The sequence below is a fragment of the Streptomyces coacervatus genome, from assembly GCF_029223485.1.
GTDB lineage: Bacteria > Actinomycetota > Actinomycetes > Streptomycetales > Streptomycetaceae > Streptomyces > Streptomyces coacervatus.
The window spans coordinates 90,317-111,903 of record NZ_JARHTP010000005.1 but is presented as its reverse complement, the minus strand read 5'-3'; the positions used below and the strand labels follow the sequence as shown (position 1 = coordinate 111,903).

The window sequence follows — 21,587 nt, the reverse complement described above, 5'->3', positions numbered from 1 at the left end:
GGGATCAATCTAACGTGGCGGTGACTTCCGGCCAGGTGCCGGTCGGCTCACGTACAGGTCTCGCCGCTCCCGCGTGAAGCGCCTCAGTGCGTCCGGCAGCGGTTCGACACCGATCCCGGGGGTGGTGGGGACGGGCAGGTGGCCGTCCTTCAGGACGAACGGCTCGGTGATGTCCTCCGCGAAGTAGCGCGAGGACGCCGAGGTGTCGCCGGGGAGGGTGAAGCCCGGGAGGGCGGCCAGGGCGAGGTTCGGGGCGCGGCCGATTCCCGTCTCCAGCATGCCGCCGCACCACACCGGCACCCCGTGCGCATGCGCCACGTCATGAACACGGCGGGCCTCCAGATAGCCGCCCACGCGCGCGGGCTTCACATTGACCACCCGGCACGCCTCCATCGCGATCGCAGAGGCGGTGTCGCGGGCGTTGTGGAGGGACTCGTCGAGGCAGACGGGGGTCGCGATGCGCCGCTGGAGCTGGGCATGGGCGTGCAGGTTGTTCTCCTCCAGCGGCTCCTCGATCAGCAGCAGCCCGAAGGAGTCCAGGCGCCGCAGGTGCTCGGCGTCGGCGAGCGTGTACGCCGTATTGGCGTCGACCTGGAGCGGCAGGGCGTCCCCGAAGCGCTCGCGGACCGCCCGGACCGGCTCCACGTCCCAGCCCGGCTCGATCTTCAGCTTGATGCGGACGTAGCCCTCGGCGAGGTAGCGCTCGACGTCGTCCAACAGCTCCGGGACGGACTCCTTGATGCCGACCGACACCCCCGCGGGGACGCGGTCGCGCACCGCGCCCAGGTAGGTGGCGAGCGGCATGGCATGCGCACGCAGCTCCGCGTCCAGGACCGCCGTCTCCAGTGCCGCCTTCGCCAGCTCATGGCCCTTGATCTTCGCCATGGCGGGGGCGAGGGCGGCCGCGGTGAGGCGCGGAAGCGCGGCGACGCGCGGCAGCAGGAAGTCCCGCAGCACGATCTCCGCGCCGGCCACGAACTCCGAGCAGTACAGCGGCTCGGGGTCGGCGGCGAACTCCGACCAGCCCTCGGCCGCGTCCGTGACGACGTGGAGCAGGAAGGTGTCCTTCGTGGTCATCGTGCCGAAGGAGGTACGGAACGGGGTGACCAGCGGGATCGCCACGTGGACGATCTCTACGCGTTCGAGCTTCATTCGGCTGCCTCCGGAGAGCGGGAGAGCATGTACCAGCCGTCGCGGGACATCCCCGTGGCCGTGAATCCCCGCGCGAAGGCCTCCGTGAACACCTCACGGACGGCATACCGCCAGCGCAGGGCGAGCTCCGGATCGGCGGCGCGGAGCCTGACGATGTCGTCCGGTACACGGCACCAGACGTGCCGGCCGGCCGGGTCTCGGCGGGCCAGCGGATCGCCGTCCGGGGCGAGGTGCGTGGTGGGCGCGGCCTCACGGCCGTCTGTCTCGTACGACGGTCCCGGCGCCGTCGGATCCCATGTGCCCGTGAGATCCCAGGTCACCGTCAGCCGGTCGCTCTCGTCGCCGTCGTTCACGCCGTCCGCCATGGGGCCGTAGAAGTCGACGAGGTACTCGGTGCCCGTGCCGCCCAGCTTGGCCAGGTTGAAGCGGGCGTTGCGGCCGACCAGCGGGTCGAAGGTCCAGCGCATGATGCGGGCGCCGAGGCCGAGGGCCCAGGCACGCTGGGCCTGCTTCACGGTGTACCCGAGGCCCTGGTCGGCGGCGGCGACCAGGGAGTACGTGTCCCCGTGCGGCCCGAACACCGCGACCGCCGCTCCCGCGAGCCGGCTCCCGTCGTACGCGGCGTGCACGGCACCGCCCGCGTGGACGAGGCTGTGCAGCACCTCCGCCGGGTAGGGCGGGGCGCTGCGCGGGGTCTGCCAGACGTCGCTGAAGTAGTCGCTGACGGCGGCGAGGCCGGTGACGTCGTGGATGGTGCGGATACTCACTCCGGGTGCGCGGTCGAGGGTCATGGTTCGAGTTTCGGGGCCGCGGGGCCGCGCCGGGTTGTGCGCCCGCACAACGGAACCGTACGTTCATTTCGAGATCGGCCAATCAGCGAGGAGGCTCCATGGACCCCTGCACCCTCGGTGACCTCCTGGACGTCATCGGCGGCCCCTCCCTGCGTCTGCACACGGCGCCCGCCGGGCTCGCCGCCCCGGTCACCGAGGCGCTGCTGTACGACGCCCACGCCCCGATGCCGCATACGCCGGGCGCGCTGCTGCTGGCCGTGGGCGTGCGGGCGGCGGCCGCCGGTCCCCTGGTCCGGGCTGCCGCGGAGGCCGGGATGACCGGGCTCGTCGTACGCGGCGCGGACGGGCCGGTCGGGGAGGCCGAGGCGCACGGTGTCGCGCTGCTGTCGGTCGACGAGGACGCGGCCTGGCACCATGTGCATCTGCTGCTGTCCTCGGCGATCGGGGCCCGGCCGGCACCGTCGGCCGGCGGCCTCGGCGACCTGTTCGCGCTGGCGGACGCCGTCGCGGCGGCGACCGGCGGGGCGACGGCCGTGGAGGACCCGCGCCAGCGGATCCTGGCCTACTCCACCGTCCCCGGCCAGCCGGTCGACGAGGACCGGCGGCAGGGCATTCTCGGCCTCCAGGTGCCGGTCAGCGCGGCCAACACCGAGCAGTACCGGGTGCTGTTCGCGGCGAGCGGTCCCGTCCGGCTGCCCCCGCTGCACGAGGGCGACCTGCCGCGCCTCGCGGTCGCCGTACGGGCCGGCGGCGAGACGCTCGGCTCGGTCTGGCTGGTCGACGACGGCAAACTGGCGCCCGACGCCGAGCAGACCCTGACGCAGGGCGCGTCCACGGCGGCCCTGCTCCTGCTGCGGGCCCGGGCGGCGCAGGAACTGGCCCGCCACCAGAACAGCGACCTGTTGCGCCGACTGCTCGACGGCACGGCTGACCCGTCAACCACCTTTGAGCGCTTGGGACTTGAGGGCGCGGTGCGGGTGGCCGCCTTCGTGCTCGACGCGGCGAGCCTCCCGGACGCCGAGCAGACCGCCCTGCGTCTGCTGGACGTCGTACGACTGCAGTGCGAGGCGCGTTACGGGCGGCACGCGTGCGTACTGGTCGACGGGGTGGTGTACGCGGTCCTCCCGGCGCCCCGGCGGCGGACAGATGAACACAGCCACAAGCGGCTGGCCGAGGACATCGTGGCGCGGGCCGGGCAGGCGCTGCGGGTGCCGGTGCGGGCCGCGCTGGGCGAGGTGGTGGCGGGGGCGGCGGAGGTCGTGGGGTCGCGGGAGGACGCCGAACTGGTGCTGCGCGTGCTCGGGCCGGAGCTGCCGGTGGCGACCGTGGACGAGGTGCGCCCGCGGGTGACGCTGCTCCGGCTGACGGAAGTGCTGGGCGAGCGGCGGGAGTTGAGCGCGGGGGCGTGGCGGCGCGTGCTGGCGTACGACGAGGCGCACGGCACCGACTACGCGCGCACCCTGGTCAGCTGGTTCGACGCGGGCTGCGACATGGCGGGCGCGGCGAAACAGCTCGCCGTCCACCCCAACACCTGCCGCTACCGCCTGAAGCAGGCACAGCAGCACGTCGGGATCGACCTCGACGATCCCGACGAACGGCTGGTGCTGTGGCTGCAGTTGAGGACGCTGGCCGGGCTCAGGGGCTCAGCCACCGCCTGAGGTGCTCCTCGCAGGTGCGCAGGTGATCCACCGGGACGTACTCCCCCGCCGTGTGCGCGAGCGTCGGGTCTCCGGGGCCGTAGTTGAGGGCGGGCGTGCCCAGGGCGGCGAAGCGGGCGACGTCCGTCCAGCCGAGCTTGGGGCGGGGCGTGGCACCGAGGGCGGCGACGAGACCGCCGAGCCGCGCCAGCCCCGGAAGGGCACCCGGCACGACCTCGGTGACCTGGACCTCGTACTCGGGAAAGAGATTCCGTATGTACGCCTCCGCCTCCTCGGCCGAACGGCTGGGCGCGAAGCGGGAGTTGACGGTGATCACGCACTCGTCGGGGACGACGTTCCCGGCCACCCCCGCCCGCACCGCGACCGCGCTGAGCCCCTCCCGGTACTCCAGTCCGTCGATCACGACCCGCTCGGGTGTGTGGTCGTGGAGGCGCTGCAGGACGGGGGCGGCGACGTGCGCGGCGTTGACGCCCTTCCAGGAGCGGGCGGTGTGGGCCCGCTCGCCGCGTACGACGATGTCGGCGGTGAGGACGCCCTGGCAGCCGGCCTCGATGCCCGCGTCGGAGGGTTCCATGAGGATCGCGAGGTCGGCGTCTTCGAGCAGATCGGGGCGGTGGGCGGCGATCCGGTGCAGCCCGTTGCGGTCGCCCTCGACCTCCTCGCACTCGTAGAAGACGTAGGTGAGATCGCGGGTGGGCGCCGGGACGCCGGCCGCGAGGCGCAGGGCGACGGCGACACCGCCCTTCATGTCGCAGGCGCCGAGGCCGTGCACACGGTCGTCGCGGAGCGCGGAGGGCAGGTTCCCGGCGGCCGGGACGGTGTCCAAGTGCCCGGCGAGGACGGCCCGTTGGGGGCGGCCGAGCTCGGTGCGGGCGACGACGGAGTTGCCGATGCGGTGGACGGTGAGGTGGGGAAGGGCGCGCAGGGCGGCTTCCACGGCGTCCGCGAGCGGGGCTTCGGCGCCGCTCTCGGAGGGGACGTCGACGAGGGCGCGGGTGAGGGCGACGACGTCGGAGGCGAGATCGAGGGCGAGGGTCACGAGACCGACTCCTGCTGCTGGTTGGGCCGCTGATCCGGCTGCCCGTTCAGTTTGGAGTGCCGGACGCCGTAGCACCCGTAGACGACGAGCCCGACAACCATCCACCCGCCGAACGCGATCCAGGTGTCGGCGCCGAGGCTGAACAGCATGTAGCCGCAGAACAGGACGCCCAGGACAGGCGTCACGGGAGAGAAGGGGACGCGGAAGGAGCGAGGAGCCCCGGGACTGCGCCGGCGCAGCAGCACGACCGCCAGGTTGACCAGCATGAAGGCGAAGAGGGTGCCGATGCTGGTGGCGTCGGCGAGACTGCCCAGCGGGACGAGGGCGGCGAGAACGGCGATGAAGGACGAGACGATGACCGTGTTCGCGCGTGGCACGCCCGTCCGCGGATGCACCTTGGCGAACAGCGGCGGCACCAGCCCGTCCCGGGCCATGGCGAAGAGAATGCGGATCTGCCCGTACTGCACGGTGAGCACGACGCTGGTGGTCGCGACGACGGCACCGACGGACAGCAGGATCGGCCACAGGCTCCCGCCGCCGACGCTCTGCACGAGCACCTGGCTCAGCGTGGCCTCGGTCCCCGCGAACTTCTTCCACGGCATGGCGCCGAGCGCGGCGACCGCGACGAGGACGTAGAGGGCGGTGACCAGGACGAGGGAGAGGATGATCGCGCGGGGCAGGTCCCGCTGGGGGTTCTTGGCCTCCTCCCCGGCGGTCGAGGCGGCGTCGAACCCGATGTAGGAGAAGAACAGCGAGGCCGCGCCCGCGCTCATCCCGGCGGCGCCGAGCGGGAAGAGCGGCTGGAAGTTCCCGGCACGGAAGGCGGTGAAGGCGACCGCGCAGAACATCACCAGCGCGGCGATCTTCACGGCGACCATGACGGTGTTGGCGACGGCGCTCTCCCGGGCACCGCGCAGCAGCACGACCATCGCGAGTACGACGATGAGGGCGGCCGGGATGTTGAGGGTGCCGCCGACTCCGGGCGGGGCGCTCAGCGACTCGGGCAGCGTCACGCCCAGGGTGAGGTCGAGCAGCTCGTTGACGTACTGCCCCCACCCCACGGCCACGGCGGCGACGGACACCCCGTACTCCAGGATCAGACACCAGCCGCACACCCAGGCGACCAGCTCGCCGAGGGTGGCGTAGGCATAGCTGTACGACGACCCCGAGCCGGGGATCATGCCGGCCAGCTCGGCGTACGACAGCGCCGAGAACAGCGCGGTCACGCCGGCCAGCACGAACGATACGACGATCGCGGGCCCGGCCTCCGGAACGGCCTGCCCGAGCACCACGAAGATCCCGGTACCGAGCGTGGCCCCCACACTGAGCAGGGTGAGCTGGCCGACCCCCATGGTCCGCCTGAGCGGACTCCCGGCGGCGGCGTCGACGGCAGCGCCGACACCCTGCCGCCGGGTGAATCTGCTGATGGGGCTTGCGTGTTGTGGGGCCTGGGGCCGCGTACCGACTGTCTCCACCGTGCCGTTCCCTCCGCCTACGGGCTTGTTATGGCCCTTGATGATGCGGAGGGGCGGGCGGGGGACGGTGGGCGGATCGGCCAGAGATGGCGGGGCCGATTTAGCGGATTGGCCAACCTAGCCTGCGGGCAGTCGTGCCGCTGGGGCGGCACGGGTGGGCGCAGGCGGCACCCGGCAAGCGCCGGCAAGCGAACCCACCCCCGCGCCCACTGCAGCACCGGGCACAGCTCAACGAAGGGCTTCAGCAACCTCCCGCGCAGCATCGACCACCCGCGGCCCCACCCGCTCAGGCACCGCATCAGCCAGCATCACAACCCCCACGCTGCCCTCAACCCCGGTGACCCCGAGCAGCGGCGCCGCAGCCCCACTGGCCCCCGCCTCCAACTCCCCATGGGTCAGCGTGTACCCGGGCTCCCCCACCGGCCGAGCCCGCGCAGCAAGAATCGCCTTGCCCGCGGCCCCCCGGTCCAACGGATGCCTGAACCCGGCCCGATACGCCACGTGATAGTCCGTCCACGTAGGCTCGACAACGGCGACGGCCAACGCGTCAGCCCCGTCGACCAACGTGAGATGCGCGGTCGCCCCTATGTCCTCGGCCAGCGACCGAAGCGCCGGCAACGCGGCCTCCCGCACCAGCGGATGCACCTGCCGGCCCAGCCTGAGCACCCCCAGCCCGACCCGGGCGCGACCGCCCAAGTCTCGCCGTACGAGCGCATGTTGTTCCAGCGTGGCAAGCAACCGGTACACCACGGTCCGGTTCACGCCCAGTTTGTTGGAAAGCTCGGTGACGGTCAGCCCGTGGTCCGTATCGGCCAGCAGCTTGAGGACTCGCAGTCCTCGGTCGAGCGTCTGAGAGGTCTCCGCGGTCACGACGCCCACTCCTCCAAGTGGTGAGGTCGGCGACCTCCGAGCGGCGGTGCGTCACCGAGTCCCGTCAGCGACGCGCAACAGAGGCCGCCGATCGGCCGGCGACCCGGCCTGTACCGGGCCGCGTCGCTTCACGGCTGCGCTCCGCGGCGGCGCTGCCACGGGGCGTGTGCGTAGCCGGACAGTAGCGAAGGGAGTTCGCTGAGCGGAAGGCTCCGTCCAGAATCCGGGCACTCGAACGGACGGAGTACATCCGTATGTCGCGATTCGTACAGCCCGCAACAACCGACATCAGCAGCATGCTGTGCCCCTGACCAGGCGCGCCGGGAGGTCACCGCATCCGCGTGGCCCACTCCTGCACCTTGGCGATCCGCTGCCGCAGCTGCCCCGCCGTGGCCTCGGCGCTCGGCGGCCCGCCGCACAGGCGGCGCAGCTCGGTGTGGATGACCCCGTGCGGCTTGCCGCTCTGATGGACGTACGCGCTGACCATGGTGTTGAGCTGCTTGCGCAGCTCCATCATCTCCTTGTGCGAGACGACGGGCCGCCGCTCGGCCGGCAGCTCCAGCAGGTCTGCCTCGGAGTCCGGCTTCTTACGGCTGTGCGCGATCTGCCGCGCCTGCCGCTTCTGGAGGAGGAGCTGCACCTGATCGGGTTCGAGGAGCCCCGGAATCCCGAGGTAGTCCTGCTCCTCCTCACTCCCCGGATGCGCCTGCATACCGAACTCGGCGCCGTCGTAGAGGACGCGGTCGAAGACGGCCTCGGACTCCAGCGCCTCGAAGGAGAACTGCTCCTGCTCGCCGGTGTCCTCGTCCTGCTCCTTGTTCGCCTCCTCCATCTCCTTCTCGGATTCGGCGTACGGGTCCTCCTCGCCCTCCTTCTTCGGCTTGTCGAGGGCGTGGTCGCGCTCGACCTCCATCTCGTTGGCGAAGGTGAGGAGGTCGGGGACGGTGGGCAGGAAGACGGAGGCGGTCTCGCCGCGCCGCCGGGAACGCACAAAACGGCCGACGGCCTGCGCGAAGAAGAGAGGCGTGGAGATGGTGGTGGCGTACACCCCGACCGCGAGCCTCGGGACGTCGACTCCCTCGGACACCATCCGCACCGCGACCATCCACCGGTCGTTGCTCTCGCTGAAGTCGTCGATCCGCTTCGAGGCGCCGGTGTCGTCGGAGAGGACAAGGGTCGCCTTGCTGCCCGTGATCTCACGGATCAGCTTGGCGTAGGCCCGCGCCGAGTCCTGATCGGAGGCGATGACCAGGGCGCCCGCGTCCGGGATGCCCTTACGGACCTCGGTCAGCCGCTGGTCGGCGGCGCGCAGCACGCTGGGCATCCACTCGCCGCGCGGGTCGAGGGCGGTGCGCCAGGCCTGGCTGACGGCATCCTTGGTCATGGGCTCGCCGAGCCGCGCGGCGATCTCGTCGCCGGCCTTCGTACGCCACCGCATGTTGCCGCTGTAGGAGAGGAAGATGACGGGCCGGACGACGTGGTCGGCCAGCGCGTTCCCGTAGCCGTAGGTGTAGTCGGCCGCGGACCGCCGGATCCCGTCGTTCCCCTCCTCGTACGTGACGAAGGGGATGGGGTTCGTGTCCGAGCGGAACGGCGTACCGGTGAGCGCCAGCCGCCGGGTGGCCGGCTCGAAGGCTTCGAGGCAGGCCTCGCCCCATGACTTGGAGTCACCGGCGTGGTGGATCTCATCAAGAATGACGAGGGTCTTGCGCTGCTCCACCCGATTCCGGTGCAGCATGGGCCGCACGCCGACACCGGCATATGTGACCGCGACGCCCTGGTAGTCCTTGCCGAGCGGTCCCGCGCTGTACTCGGGGTCGAGTTTGATGCCTATACGCGCCGCCGCTTCCGCCCACTGCTTCTTCAGATGCTCGGTCGGCGCGACCACGGTCACCTGCTGCACGACATGGTGGTGCAGCAGCCAGGAGGCGAGGGTGAGGGCGAAGGTCGTCTTGCCCGCGCCGGGGGTCGCGACCGCGAGGAAGTCACGCGGCTGCTCCTGGACATACTTCTCCATCGCCCCCTGCTGCCAGGCACGCAGCTTGCCGGCGGTGCCCCAGGGGGCGCGGCCGGGGAAGGCGGGAGAGAGGTGATGGGAGGAAGCGGCGGTGGTAGTCACGGTCTCCGGTGGGTGGTTGGGCGGCTCGGCTGGGTATGACAACCGGGCCACCCTACCGGCGGCCCGGATGTGTCAACGCGCGGACGGGGCCAGGTCGCCGACGGGTGGGACCGAGGTCACATCAACGTGCGAAGTGGGGCAGCTGGGCAGCGATCTTGGGTACGTCCAGGGCGCCTTGGCAGACATCCAGCACGAACCGCTCCGCCTCGTCCACGTCGAAGTCGGCGTCCAGCGGATGCCCGTTCATATGGAGGAACACCCAGGTCGCGTACCAGGCGATGCGCTTGTTGCCGTCGACGAGGGCACGGTTGCGGGCGAGGGACTCCATCAGCGCGGCGGCCTTTTGCCAGACGTCCGGGTAGGCGTCCTGCCCGAAGACACTCGACTGGGGACGCGCCAGGGCCGAGTCCAGCAGCCCGTAGTCACGCACCTCGTCCGCCCCCAGCCGCTGCGCGAGGTTCAACAACTCGGGCAGGGTGAGGTAGTGCATCAGGCGAGCCTCCGGTTCAGCTCGGCGCTCGCCTTCAGTACGTGCTCGGCGGCCTCGTTGAACAGCCTCGAGTGCTCGTTTATGGCTGCGATCACCGCGTCGTGCGCAAAGGCCTGCATGCTGCGCCCCTCTGCCGCCGCACGCTCGCGCAGGGCGTCGAGCTCTTCATCCGTAAACCGCAGGTTCAATCCAGCCATGCTTCGACGGTACTACGTGGTACCACTCGGTGTCATCGAGCAGCATCCATCAGCAGACCCCGTTGGCGGTCGCCCGCAACCGCGTACTCACCCAAGCCCCCACCAACGCCACCCCCGCCACCGGCAGGAACACCGCCGCGAACGCCGCCGGATGCGAACCGGATCCCTCGGCCGCCGCATGTGTCACCGTGCCGCCGCCGCGAAGGCCGCACCGCCCGCTGCCAGCAGAACCACATCGGACAGGCCGTCGGAGATCTGCAGGGCGGCGGAATTGGCACCGGCCTCCTCCGGGGCGGAGAGGCGGAGCAGGAGCACGCTGGTGGAGGAGATCACCAGGCCCATGCCGAAGCAGCCGAAGCCCCAGGCGACGGCCACGGTCCAGGCGGGCACGGAGTCGATCAGCACACTGGGCACCACGGCGATGGCGGCCGCGACCAGGAGCATGCCCAGCGTCATCAGCCGTTCCCGGTACGGCTCCAGCCGCGGCCGGGACTGCACCCAGGACGCCAGCGCCCACGTCCCACCGCCGGCCGCGAGCGAGAAACCGGCGAGGGTCGGCGACAGCCCCCGTTCGGTCACCAGCATCAGCGGGATGAACGACTCGGCCGCGATGAACGACCCCGCCGCGATGCCGCGCAGCAGCACGACCGACGGCAGCCCCCGCGCCGCCCGGTACGTGCCGCGGGGCAGCAGCCCGAGCACGGCCGGCACCAGCAGTACGGCTCCCGCGGCGCCGGGAACCAGGGAGATCCACCTCAGGTCCTGGGCCGCGTACTGGAGCAGCCCGGCGCCCAGCGAGACGCCGAGGGCGAGCCGGATCCGCCGCCGGTCGAAGGCAGCCCCCGACGCGCCGTCCACCGGGCCGGAAGCCCGCCGCCGTATCTGCGGCAGCGCAAGCGCGAGCGGAAAGACGACAAGCACGGGAATCCCGACGAACACCCACCGCCACCCGAGGTGTTCGGTCACGGCACCCGCAGCTGGGGGTACCTCCCACGCCCTTAAGGCAGTGGGGGAGGCCCGACCACGGACGGCACGACCCAGCACGCCGCGAAGGCGGCCATGATCGCCGCCCGCAGCCGCTCCGGGTAGGCCCGCCCGACGACGACGTACAGGGCGACGATCACCAGCCCACCACCGAGCCCCTGCACGGCCCGCCCGAGAAGGAACAGCCACATCGAGACCGCGGTACCCGCCAGCACCAGCCCTCCGGCGAAGCAGCCGATCCCCGTCGTCAACGCCCCGAGCGGCCCCCGCCGGTCCGACCACTGCCCGGCGAACACCATCCCGAACAGACTGGTGGTGAAGTACCCGGAGAAGGCGAACGCGTACAACGCGACCCCGTCCAGCTCCCGCGCCGCAACCGGCATGGCCGTCCCGACGGCAGTCGCCTCGAAGGCGATCAGCAGCACAACGGACACGATCCCGACACTGAGCGCCCGATACGACCGCCCCAGCACCCCCTCACCGGCTCCGCCTGCGGCTTCGTCTGCAACGGCGGCGTCACGCGGCTCAAGGACGGTCATGACCGCCAGCGTAAGGCGCACACCCCACTTTGACCCCTGTCCGAAGTAGCCCCTGCCCCGGGACCTTGGTCGTAGGCCGCGCTCCCGGCACCCCATTCATGAACGGCGAACGGGGCAGTCCCGGTGCAGTCGTCGCGGCCCCTGCGCCCCTCCTGCGCCCTGCCGCACGGTCGTGTCACCGAGTTCGGAACGGAGCCCAGCACTCCACCCCGACCCGACCGTGTGCCCGAGTGGCTCAGGGACTCGCCTGCACTGCATCCATCAGCGAGCTCCGCTCGCGGGGAGGTACGTGGGTTCAATTCCAGCCTCGGTGTCCTCACGGATGGGATGCCCATGCCGGTCAGCCCCCTTTCATGAACGGCGTATGGCAGTCCCGTTGCAGCCCCCGCGGTTCCCTTGAGCCCCTTCCCCGCCCCGCCATACGGTCGTGTCACCGAGTTCGGAACGGAGCCCAGCACTCCACCCCGACCCGGCCGTGTGCCCGAGTGGCTTAGGGACTCGCCTGCAAAGCGAGGTACGTGGGTTCGATTCCCGCCACGGCCTCTGGAAGTGCCGTGTGGCCGATCACCTGGTGGGTGGTCGGCCACAGGTGTGTCGTTCACAGCACCCCGCCCGCCTCGTCCTGGAACGCCTGCGTCCAGTAGTGCCAGTCGGCGGAGGTGGTGGCGGCGGTCGGGTCGACCCTCGACAGGACCTGGAGCATTGTCGCTGCCAGCTGGTCGTAGGCCCGGGTCGTCAGTTCGTGGGAGAGGTACTTGTCGATCGAGCGCTCCCGGTGGTGCAGCCAGAGGGTGAAGGCCAGGGTGGAGACGTCCGTGTTCAGGGGGTACAGCCTTGCCTCGGGCTCGCTCCAGTTCAGGACCTCGCCCGTCGCGCCGTCCACCACCAGGCTGTTGTCCTCCACCAGATGGCCCAGGCGTATCAAGTGGTCGGCTCTGGCGGGGAGTTCGAAGGGGGACGTCGTGCCGGGGCGGTCGTCCGCGGCGTACTCGGACAGGGTCTGCAGGGGGACGTCCGTGTCGAGCTGGAAGAGCACCGTGTTCTCCGGCAGGCCCGTCTCGCGCAGAAAGCGGCGCGTCGGCTCGTGCGTGAGCGTGGCCGGGAAGTCGACGTCCTCGAAGCGGGCCACGCGGGCGTGGCCGAACTCCTCGTCCAGGAGGCGGGCGGGGACGCCCAGGGTGAGGCCGGACGTCGTGCCGGGGCCCGTGGCCAGGGCCAGCGGGCGGATCAGGGCCGCCGCCTTCCAGTACGGCGGGACCTTGCCGTCCGTGCCCTCCTCGAACAGCGCCAGCAGCTGACGGGAGGCCTCGGCCGCCGCCTTGGTGCCGTAGCGGCCCGCGTAGGACGCGAACTGCCCCCGTAGGTCCGCCAGTTCCTCGGTGACCGTGGCGAACCGCACGAGCGCCTCCAGGGAGGGCGCCAGGGGGCGGTCTTCCAGCAGATCGAAGAGGTATGCGGTGCTGATCTCGCCGGTGCCGCCGTCCAGGAGGAGCGACTCCGCCGCCATGCCCGCCGGGGCGAGCAGCTCCCCTATCACCAGCCGGTCCCGCAGCTCCTCCGTCAGGCCCGAGTCGTCGCCCTCCGGGTCCTGCCCCACCGTGTGCAGCCCGCCCGTGCGCAGCGCAGCGAACGTCAACAGGGCGCCGTCGCCCGGCAGTCCGGGACCCGTCAGCCGGCGCCGCGTCGGCGCATGCGTGACGTACGGATCGAGTTGGTCCTCGGTGAGTGTGATCGTCGCCGTGGCGATGTCGGTCGTGCCCATTGTTCCCCCGGATGTTCCTGCCCGCAGTCCCCGCGCAGGGCGCCATGTGCCGTCCGCCGCAACAGACCGGCAGCCGTTCCCCACGTCCAGAACACTACGCCGCGCCACTGACAACGCCCCCGGAACAGGAAGACGCTCAGCGCACCCTCCCCCGTTCCCGCCCCACGAGGATCGCCTCCACCGTCTCCCCCACCGTGAGCTCCGAGTTGTCCAGCCACAGCCCGAGCCGGGGCGTCGAAGCCCGCAGCGCCCGTCCAGGTCCTCGACCGTCCACGCCACGCATCAGGTGCCCCGCACTACGTGAAGTACACGCCGCCGAGTACGACCGCCAACGCCGCCACCACGAACACCAGCACCCACACCAGCAACTTGCCGACAGGGGGCGGCGGTTCGTACCGCGGCTCCTCGGGCCCGGGCTCCGGTGCGCTCATCGGTCCGTCACCACCGCGGCCTGTGGCCTTATCGGCAGCCGGTTGACCGGGCGCCCCGTCGCGGCCCGTACGGCGGAGGCGACGGCCGCCGGGGAGGTGACCACCGGCACCGCGCTGACCGCCTTCGCGCCGAAGGGCGCAACCACGTCGCGCTCCTCGACCAGCTTGACGATGCGGATGTCCGGCGCGTCCAGGGCGGTCGGCAGGGCGTAGCCCGTCAGGTCGGGGTGGCGGATCAACCCGCGCGCGGTGCGCAGGTTTTCCGTCAACGCGATGCCGACACCCTGCGTCACGCCCGCCTCGATACGGGCGGCCAGCTGGGCCGGGTTGAGGACCCGGCCGACGTCCTGGGCGAGCGCCAGCTCCACGACCCGTACCGAACCGAGCTCGATGTCGACGTCCACGACCGCGCGGATCGCGCAGAACGCCATCCCGACGAAGGCGTCGCCCTGGCCGGACTCGTCCAGGGGTTCGGTCGGGTGCGGACGGCACTGGGCCGTCGCCCAGAGCTCCTTGCCGTCCATCGCCTCTGTGACGGTGGTCGACAGGACTCCGTCGTACGACGTGATCTTGCCGTCCGTGATCTGCAACAGCTCCGTGGACATACCGAACTTGTGCGCCAGGGGCTGCAGGAGCTGCGTACGGACCATCTTCGCCGCACGCTCCACGGCACCGCCGGACACCCAGGTGTGGCGGCCGCGGCAGCCCGCGCCGGCCGGAGGCTGGTCGGTGTCGACGGGCGCCACGTGCACCTCGTCGATGCCGAGGGTCTCCTGGACGATCTGGCGGGCCAGCGTGGTGAAGCCCTGGCCGGTCTCGACGGCCGCGCAGAGCACGGTCGCCACGCCGTCCTGGACCTTGACCGTCGCCGTGGACACCTCGTCGGCGCCCTCCGCGCCGAGCATGTGCACCATGCCCAGGCCGTAGCCCACGCCCCGGCGCACCGCGCCCGGTTCGCCCGCGCCCTCGGGGCCGCCGGGCAGCAGCCACTCGTCCTCGGGGGTGTCCTTGGGGAGCGCGGGCAGCGGGAAGTCCCGTACCGCCTGCAGGAGTTCGGCGACCGGCGCCGGGCAGGTCACCGTCTGGCCCGTCGGGAGTACGTCACCGGTGGCCATCGCGTTGCGCAGGCGCAGTTCCGCCGGGTCGAGGCCCAGTTTCTTCGCGAGCTTGTCCATCTGCGCCTCGTAGGCGGCGCAGACCTGCATCGCGCCCTCGCCGCGCACATGGCCGGAGGGCGGGTTGTTGGTGCGTACGGCCCAGCCCTCGATGAAGGCGTTCGGGACGACGTAGGGGCCGCAGGCGAAGCCGACGGCGGCGGCCAGGGCCTCGGAGGACGTGTCGGCGTATGCGCCCGCGTCGAGCAGGATCTGCGCCTCGACCTTGACGAGCCTGCCCTCGGCGTCGGCGTGGTGGCGGTAGCGAAGGAGGGTCGGGTGCCGGTGGGTGTGGCCCAGGAAGGACTCTTCGCGCGTCGCGGTGAGTTTCACCGGGCAGCCGGTCTTCAACGCCAGCAGGCCCAGCGGGAGTTGGAAGCCCTGGTCCTCGCGGTCGGCCGTCGCGCCGGGCACGCCGGTGACGACGATCTTGACGCGCTCGGGTTCGAGCCCGTAGCAGGCGGCGGCGGTGTCGCGGTCGTTGTGCGGGTCGGTGGAGGCCAGGTACAGCTCGACGCCTCCGTCGGGGCGGGGCACCGCGAGGCCGGCCTCGGCGCCGATGGGAGCCGGGTCCTGGCGGCCGATGCGGTACTGGCCCTCGACGACGATCTCGCCGGCCGCGTCCGGGTCGCCGTGACGCAGCGGGATGTGCCGGATCAGGTTGCCTTCGGGGTGCAGCGGCTCGGCCTCGAATGCCTGCTCGGGGTCGGTCACCGGGTCGAGTACTTCGTACTCGACGATGACGGCCGCGGCGGCCATTCGCGCGGTGTCCGGGTGGTCGGCGGCGACGGCGGCGATGGGCTCGCCGTGATGCCGTACGACCTCTGAGGCGAACACGGGCCGGTCGGTGGCGCCCCGGCCGTAGCGGGTGGCGCCCGGCACGTCCTCGTGGGTGACGACGGCCCGTACGCCCGGCATCTCGCGCGCGTGGGATGTGTCGATGGACACAATGCGCGCGTGCGGGTGCGGGGAGCGCAGTACGGCGGCCCACAGCAGGCCCTCGGCCCACAGGTCCGCCGCGTACGGGAACGTGCCCTCGGTCTTGGCGCGGGTGTCGGCGGCCGGCAGGGACGCGCCGAGGCCGTGCGGCAGCTGCTCGGGGGCTGGTGCTGCCTCCGCGGCGGTGGTCGCGGTGGCGGCTTCGTTGCTCACGCCTGGCCTCCGTCCTGTCCGTACGCCTGGTCATGCGGCCTGGCGGGCCCCGGGTTCATGGCCCCGGGTGACTCGAACGCCGACGGGTTGACTCCGCCGGCTCCCGGGCCCGCCTGGTGAGGGATACGTGCCTCGTCGCCGTCCTGTTCGGCACCGTCGCCCGCGGAGAGCGCCTCGCGTTCGGCGACGACCTCCTGGACGGCGTCCACGACGCCGCGGTAGCCGGAGCAGCGGCACAGGTTGCCGCACAGGGCCTGGCGGGTCTCCAGTTCGGTCGGTGCCGGGTTGCCCTCCAGCAGGTCGTGCACGGTCATCGCCATGCCGGGCACGCAGAAGCCGCACTGCACGGCGCCGCACCGGGCGAGCGCACGCTGCACGTCCGACGGCTGCCCGTCGACGGCGAGCCCCTCGACCGTACGGACCTCGCTGCCGGCGGCGGTCACGGCCGGCACCAGGCAGGAGGCCACAAGACGTCCGTCGACCTGCACGTTGCAGGCCCCGCACTCGCCCTGTGAGCAGCCGTCCTTGGCGCCCGCGAGACCGAGCCGCTCGCGCAGCACGTAGAGCAGCGACTCGCCGATCCACGCGTCGGAGACGGGGCGCTCCACGCCGTTGACGCGCAGGACGTAGGAGGCGAGGGGGTGTTCCTCGCCGGAGGGCGGCGGGGCCTCGTCGACGGCGTCCACGGCCTCGTCCGAGCCGTCGGCGGAGTCCAGGCCGACCGAAGTGTCCGAAGTGTCCGGGGATTCGGGCGCGTTGGGGTCGGCGAGCGCGGTCGCCGTCCGTGCGGGCGGTCCGGCGCCGTCCGGCCCGGCATCCGCCGCAGGCTCCGCGAGCGGCTCCACGGCCCCCTCAGGCGCCCCCTCGGCCTCCTGGACGCCCGCTGCCGCCCCGGCGGCCCCACTGGGCCCGTGGGTGGACTGCGAGGCCGCTGCGGCGGATTCGGCGGGCGCGTCCGCGTAGGCGGCGGGCGGGGCCGACTGCTCGGCGGTGTGCGCCCGCGCGGTCCCGGGTTCGTGCGTGGCCCGGTCCGGCTCCGCGGGCGCGTGGGCGGCGGGAGTCCCGGGGTGCTCCGGCGCATGCCCGGCGGGCCGGCTGCGGGTGTGCGCCGGGGACTGCTCGTACGCGTGCCCCGCACCCGCCGATGGGTCGGCGGTGTGTTCGCGCGCGTCCTCGGGCGCCGTCGGCTCCTCGGTCTGCGGCTGTCCCCAGGGCTGTCCCGCCGACTCCGTCGCCCAGGGGGCGGGGGCGCCGCCCGGGAGCGTGGCCGGCGGTGTGCCGCCCCACTGCTGGACCAGCGACGACGTGGTGAACTCGCCCGATTCGTCCGGAAGGTCGCCCCCGGCCACGGGGATCGACCACTGCCCGGTCACGTCGTGGCCCGGCGCGGGGGCGGACTCCTGAGTCGCCGCCTCCCCGAAGTTCCACTGCTGCGTGGCGGCGGGGTTGTACGTGAACCGGTCGCCCGTGGCGTCCTGCGGCACGGCGTTGGGGTCGGGCCACTGGGCGCCGTCGGCGGGCACGGCCCAGGTGCCGGTCGCCGCCGGGTCGGCCCCCGCGGTCGAGCCGGGATCGACCGCTATCGGCGGCGGCACATAGCCGTGGCCGGGCGCTGCAAGGGGACTGTCGGCGGAGGCCAGGAGGGCGTCGATGCCCCCTTCGGGGAGTTTCACGAAGGCGGTGGCGCCGTCGTCGTAGTCGCCCTGGGGCAGCGGGTCCCAGCGGCCGCCGCCGTGGGGCGTGCTCTCTCCGTGCTGGTCGTCGGTCACGACAGCGCCCTCCCCAATGCTCGTCGGGCCAGTGCGGCGACGGTGCGCCGCAGGTGCAGTACGGCGGGCGGAAGCTGTGGAACGGTGCCGTCCGACTCGGGGACGGGGTCGGGGATGCAGGCCGCGGCGACGTACTCCCCGAAGGCGGTCAGCGCCTCCGGGACGATCGTCCGGCCGTTGTCCCAGTCGATGAGCCGGGCGACCCACTGCTCGGCGTCCAGGGGCCTGAGCGGCATCGGCGCTATGGCTCCGACGGCGCACCGCACTCCGCGCCGGGCGGGGTCGAGGACGAGCGCGACGGACGCGACCGCGCGTCCGGGGCCGGTCCGGCCGGTCGCCTTCAGGAAGACCTGCGGCGCGTGCAGCAGCGGCACGCGCACGTACCCGATGAGTTCGCCGGCGCGCAGCATCTCCACCGCGGCCAGCAGGTGCGACACCGGGATCTCCCGGCGGGCTCCGCCCGGGCCCGCGATGATCAGTGTCGCCTCCAGGGCGGCCAGCACCGGCAGCGCGTCCCCGGTGGGAGCGGCCGAGGCGATGTTGCCGCCCAGGGTGCCCGCGTTGCGGATCTGCGGCGGGCCCGCCGCGCGCGCGGCGGCGGCGAGCGCCGGGATCAGGGCCGCGAAGTCGGGGCGGCCCATGCGCGCGTGCGTGAGTCCGGCGCCGAGCAGGGCGTGTCCGTCCTGGTACTGCCAGCCGCGGATCTCGCTGATCCTGCCGAGACCGACCAGTGCGGCGGGCCTGAGCTGCCCGGAGTTGACGGCGGCCATGAGGTCGGTGCCGCCGGCCACGGGCACGGCGGCAGGCACGGCGGTGAGCGCCGCCACGGCCTCGTCCAGTGTCGTGGGCAGCGTGACGGCCTGCGCCGCCTGCGGTGCGTGCGTGGTCAAACCGGCTGCCCCTTCCCGCTGCCCCACCTGGTCCCACCTGTGTTGCCGTACGGTACGTGCTGACAGGGCGGACGTGGCAACTCTGGCACATCTTCGCAACACCCGAGGACGGGGGTCCGCTAGGAGGCATTCGCCCACCTCACCAGGGAGATGGTCCGTTTTCGTACGGCATCACCGGTGCGCACGAATTGCCACTCTTCGGTGATGCTTACGACATTTTTGCCTTAGCTGTTCGGGAGCCCGGCTACCTGTTCGGGGGAGTCCCCTCCTTCGGCCGCCCGAGCACACCGGGGCGCTTCTGCCAGGGCAACGGCCCGGCCGGCGGCCGGTAGCCCACCCCCAGGGCGTCAAGTCGCCGGTAGTGGACGGCCATCCGCCGCTCGAAGTCGGCGAAGTCCCGTTCCGCCGGGGCGGGGAGCGCACTCCAGGCCACCTCGGCGAAGGCCGAAAGCCGCGGGTACGTCTGGTAGTCCACCCGCGCGGGGTCCTCCATCACCTCGGTCCACACGTTGGCCTGCGTGCCGAGCACATGTCCGGCCTCGTCGGAGGTCAACTCCGGCGGAACGGGCTCGAAGCGGTAGACGTCCTCCAGGGTGCGCACATGGGCGATCGGCACCGGCTCATCCTCGCCCGCCGCCTGGCGGTGGTCCAAGTACACGTACTGCTCGGGGCACATGACGACGTCGTGACCGGCCCGGGCGGCGGCCACCCCGCCCGCGTACCCGCGCCACGAGGACACGGCCGCACCCTCGGCGAGTCCGCCCTCCAGGATCTCGTCCCAGCCGATGAGCCTGCGCCCGCGCGCGGTCAGCCACTTGTCGAAGTGTCCGATGAACCACGCCTGCAACTCGTCCTCGTCCGCGAGCCCGAGTTCCCCGATACGGGCCTGCGCGGCCGGCGACCGGCGCCATTGGTCCTTGAGGCATTCGTCACCGCCGACGTGAATGAACTCCGCCGGGAACAGGTCGAGGAGTTCCTCGAACACCCCCTCGTAGAAGCGCAGGGTGTTGTCAGTGGGGGCGAGTACGTTGGCAGAGATCCCCCAGTTGTCCCAGACGGAGAGGGTTGTGGTGTCGATGACGTCGGTGTTTCCGAGTTCCGGGTACGCGGCGATGGCGGCCTGCGAGTGGCCGGGTACGTCGATTTCGGGGACGACGGTGATATGCCGCTCGGCGGCGTAGGCGACGATCTCGCGGATGTCGTCCTGGGTGTAGAAGCCACCGTGCGGCTTCTCCTCCCACAGCGGTGAGGCCCGGTGGCCGAATTTCGTGCGGGCCCGCCATGAGCCGACCTCGGTCAGCCGGGGGTACCTCTTGATCTCTATGCGCCAGCCCTGGTCGTCCGTCAAGTGGAAGTGGAAGACGTTGAGTTTGTGCGCGGCCATCAGGTCGAGGTGACGCAGGACGCCTTCCTTCGGCATGAAGTGCCGGGCCACGTCGAGCATGAGGCCGCGCCAGCGGAAGCGGGGAGCGTCCTCGATCGTGAGATGCGGCACGGCCCAGGTGCGTTCGCGGCCGAGCGGGGCCCTGCGGTACGCGTCGGGGCCGAGGAGCTGGCGCAGCGTCTGGGCGCCCCAGAAGACACCGGCCGCGCTGCCGCCCTCGATGAGGACGCCGTTCCGGTCACTGACGAGGCGGTACTCCTCGGGGCCGAGCGAGGCATCGAGCTGGAGCCCGATGCCGTCGCCGTCGGTGTCGTCGAGCTCTCGCCCCTCACGCAACGGCAGTCCGGTGGCCTGCCAGAGGACGGTACGCAGCCAGCGGCCGACGCCCTCCGTCGCCGTGCCGGCGTAGAGCTGCGAGTGCGCCGTCAGCCGCACTTCGCCGGAACCGACGACGACGCTGCGGGGCCCCGGAATCAGTTCAGTCACGTCAGTCCTCAGTCCTTTACCGAACGCGCGTTGCAGCATGCGCAATGGTGGTTTCGCCCTGCACAACGGAGGCTAGGGAATCCATGAACATGCCCACAAGAGGTCCCAGCCACTTCGTGACGCGCAGACGCACAAAGGCCCCCGGGGCGCGGCACAGCGCGCCCCGGGGGCCTGGCGAAGCTCAGGCGGTACGGGCTACTTGTCGCCGTCCTTGCCCTTGTCGCCGCCGGCACCCATGGACTCGTAGATCTCCTTGCACATGGGACACACGGGGTACTTCTTCGGGTCGCGGCCGGGTACCCACACCTTGCCGCAGAGCGCCACGACGGGGGTGCCGTCGAGGGCGCTCGCCATGATCTTGTCCTTCTGGACGTAGTGGGCGAAGCGCTCGTGGTCGCCGTCGCCGTGGGACACCTGTGGCGTCGGCTCTACGAGGGTCCCCGTACCAGTCCCGCGCTCGGGCTCAAGAGTGCTCATACCGACCAAGGGTACTGAAGGTCACACGCATCAGTTGAGCGATGGGTCGTCCGGATACGTGGCCACCATCGCCAGTTCGTTGCGCTGGCGGCGCAGGACCTCGCGCCAGAGTCTTTCCGGGGACGGCGAGGAGACGTCGCCGGGCTCGGACTCGACGACGTACCAGGCGCCCTCGACCAGCTCGTCCTCCAGCTGGCCGGGGCCCCAACCCGCGTATCCGGCGAAGATTCTCAAGCTGCCGAGGGCCGAGGCGAGCAGCTCGGGCGGTGCCTCAAGGTCGACCAGACCGATCGCGCCGTGCACTCTGCGCCAGCCCAGCGGCGCCCCGTCGACGGTGGCGCCGCCCGGGATGACGGCGACCCCCAGGGCCGAGTCCAGTGACACCGGGCCGCCCTGGAAGACGACGCCGGGTTCACCCGCGAGGTCCGCCCAGCCCTCCAGGATGTCGCCGACGTCCACGGGCGTGGGCCGGTTGAGGACGACACCGAGGGAGCCCTCCTCGTCGTGGTCGAGAAGGAGCACCACCGCACGGTCGAAGTTCGGGTCCGCCAGGGCGGGCGTTGCCACGAGCAACCGCCCTGTGAGCGAGGACACCTCGGTCATGGCAGACATGATCCCGCATCTTGCCTTCGCTTGGGGAGGCAATGGCGGTTAGTGGGTGAATGCAGCTCAGGGCGGAATGAAGCACCCTGGGCGCGCATCGGGGCCGGTGACCCCATGTGCCCGTTGGGGAACGGTTCGTGTTGTGACACAGCTATGACGTAGCTG

Annotated in this window: 17 protein-coding genes, 1 tRNA gene and 1 pseudogene; 2 read left to right on the top strand and 17 right to left on the bottom strand. The window is 71.9% G+C overall.

What is annotated here, in order from left to right:
- Window positions 1-9 precede the first annotated feature (9 nt).
- A complete protein-coding gene (menC, locus tag P2Q00_RS14150) occupies window positions 10-1,152 on the bottom strand; it encodes an o-succinylbenzoate synthase (RefSeq protein ID WP_275772827.1) in 1,143 nt (380 codons plus the stop codon).
- Window positions 1,149-1,943 (bottom strand): chorismate synthase, encoded by a 795-nt coding sequence (locus P2Q00_RS14145; RefSeq protein WP_275772826.1) that lies wholly within the window; start codon window positions 1,941-1,943, stop codon window positions 1,149-1,151. Before P2Q00_RS14145 ends, menC begins: the two co-directional genes overlap by 4 nt.
- 98 nt (window positions 1,944-2,041) lie before the next feature.
- On the opposite strand from P2Q00_RS14145, the gene P2Q00_RS14140 reads away from it, so the two are divergent.
- Entirely contained in the window at window positions 2,042-3,601 is a 1,560-nt protein-coding gene (locus tag P2Q00_RS14140) for a PucR family transcriptional regulator (RefSeq protein ID WP_275772824.1), read from the top strand.
- Here the strand turns inward: P2Q00_RS14140 and dapE are convergent.
- The 7 genes and pseudogenes from dapE to P2Q00_RS14105 form a co-directional block, all read right to left on the bottom strand.
- Window positions 3,579-4,640 (bottom strand): succinyl-diaminopimelate desuccinylase, encoded by a 1,062-nt coding sequence (dapE, locus tag P2Q00_RS14135; RefSeq protein WP_275772821.1) that lies wholly within the window; start codon window positions 4,638-4,640, stop codon window positions 3,579-3,581. The genes P2Q00_RS14140 and dapE overlap by 23 nt on opposite strands.
- Window positions 4,637-6,067 carry an amino acid permease gene (locus tag P2Q00_RS14130; RefSeq protein ID WP_275773166.1) on the bottom strand — a complete coding sequence of 477 codons (1,431 nt, stop codon included), beginning with the start codon at window positions 6,065-6,067 and terminating at the stop codon, window positions 4,637-4,639. Before P2Q00_RS14130 ends, dapE begins: the two co-directional genes overlap by 4 nt.
- 276 nt (window positions 6,068-6,343) lie before the next feature.
- Window positions 6,344-6,985: an IclR family transcriptional regulator gene (locus P2Q00_RS14125; protein ID WP_275772819.1), complete on the bottom strand. Its 642-nt coding sequence runs from the start codon at window positions 6,983-6,985 to the stop codon at window positions 6,344-6,346.
- Window positions 6,986-7,313: 328 nt separating this feature from the next.
- Window positions 7,314-9,104, bottom strand: coding sequence for a DEAD/DEAH box helicase (locus P2Q00_RS14120; protein ID WP_275772818.1), 1,791 nt, complete (start codon window positions 9,102-9,104; stop codon window positions 7,314-7,316).
- A gap of 121 nt (window positions 9,105-9,225) precedes the next feature.
- The gene (locus P2Q00_RS14115) at window positions 9,226-9,594 is read right to left on the bottom strand and encodes a type II toxin-antitoxin system death-on-curing family toxin (RefSeq protein WP_275772815.1); all 369 of its coding nucleotides are present in this window, start codon (window positions 9,592-9,594) and stop codon (window positions 9,226-9,228) included.
- On the bottom strand, window positions 9,594-9,791 hold the full coding sequence (locus tag P2Q00_RS14110; protein ID WP_124441851.1) for a hypothetical protein: 198 nt from the start codon (window positions 9,789-9,791) through the stop codon (window positions 9,594-9,596). The genes P2Q00_RS14115 and P2Q00_RS14110 overlap by 1 nt, the downstream gene beginning before the upstream one ends.
- Before the next feature lie 49 nt (window positions 9,792-9,840).
- Window positions 9,841-11,314 (bottom strand): annotated as a pseudogene (locus P2Q00_RS14105) (MFS transporter).
- 471 nt (window positions 11,315-11,785) lie between these two features.
- Here P2Q00_RS14105 and P2Q00_RS14100 point away from each other — a divergent pair.
- Window positions 11,786-11,857, top strand: a tRNA-Cys gene (locus P2Q00_RS14100).
- A gap of 55 nt (window positions 11,858-11,912) precedes the next feature.
- Here P2Q00_RS14100 and P2Q00_RS14095 read toward each other — a convergent pair.
- The 8 genes from P2Q00_RS14095 to P2Q00_RS14055 all read right to left on the bottom strand — a co-directional run bounded on the left by P2Q00_RS14095 (window position 11,913) and on the right by P2Q00_RS14055 (window position 21,422).
- A complete protein-coding gene (locus tag P2Q00_RS14095) occupies window positions 11,913-13,076 on the bottom strand; it encodes an SUKH-4 family immunity protein (RefSeq protein ID WP_275772813.1) in 1,164 nt (387 codons plus the stop codon).
- Between the two features lie 296 nt (window positions 13,077-13,372).
- Window positions 13,373-13,507, bottom strand: a complete 135-nt coding sequence (locus P2Q00_RS14085) for a hypothetical protein (RefSeq protein ID WP_275772811.1) — start codon at window positions 13,505-13,507, stop codon at window positions 13,373-13,375.
- Window positions 13,504-15,813 carry a xanthine dehydrogenase family protein molybdopterin-binding subunit gene (locus tag P2Q00_RS14080; RefSeq protein ID WP_275772809.1) on the bottom strand — a complete coding sequence of 770 codons (2,310 nt, stop codon included), beginning with the start codon at window positions 15,811-15,813 and terminating at the stop codon, window positions 13,504-13,506. The genes P2Q00_RS14085 and P2Q00_RS14080 overlap by 4 nt, the downstream gene beginning before the upstream one ends.
- Window positions 15,810-17,582, bottom strand: coding sequence for a 2Fe-2S iron-sulfur cluster-binding protein (locus P2Q00_RS14075; RefSeq protein WP_275772807.1), 1,773 nt, complete (start codon window positions 17,580-17,582; stop codon window positions 15,810-15,812). Before P2Q00_RS14075 ends, P2Q00_RS14080 begins: the two co-directional genes overlap by 4 nt.
- On the bottom strand, window positions 17,579-18,472 hold the full coding sequence (locus tag P2Q00_RS14070) for an FAD binding domain-containing protein (RefSeq protein WP_275772805.1): 894 nt from the start codon (window positions 18,470-18,472) through the stop codon (window positions 17,579-17,581). Before P2Q00_RS14070 ends, P2Q00_RS14075 begins: the two co-directional genes overlap by 4 nt.
- Before the next feature lie 244 nt (window positions 18,473-18,716).
- Window positions 18,717-20,342 carry a beta-N-acetylhexosaminidase gene (locus P2Q00_RS14065; protein WP_275772803.1) on the bottom strand — a complete coding sequence of 542 codons (1,626 nt, stop codon included), beginning with the start codon at window positions 20,340-20,342 and terminating at the stop codon, window positions 18,717-18,719.
- 195 nt (window positions 20,343-20,537) lie between these two features.
- Window positions 20,538-20,819: a DUF3039 domain-containing protein gene (locus P2Q00_RS14060; RefSeq protein WP_078912757.1), complete on the bottom strand. Its 282-nt coding sequence runs from the start codon at window positions 20,817-20,819 to the stop codon at window positions 20,538-20,540.
- 30 nt (window positions 20,820-20,849) lie between these two features.
- On the bottom strand, window positions 20,850-21,422 hold the full coding sequence (locus P2Q00_RS14055; RefSeq protein ID WP_266955832.1) for a YqgE/AlgH family protein: 573 nt from the start codon (window positions 21,420-21,422) through the stop codon (window positions 20,850-20,852).
- Between the last annotated feature and the right edge of the window lie 165 nt (window positions 21,423-21,587).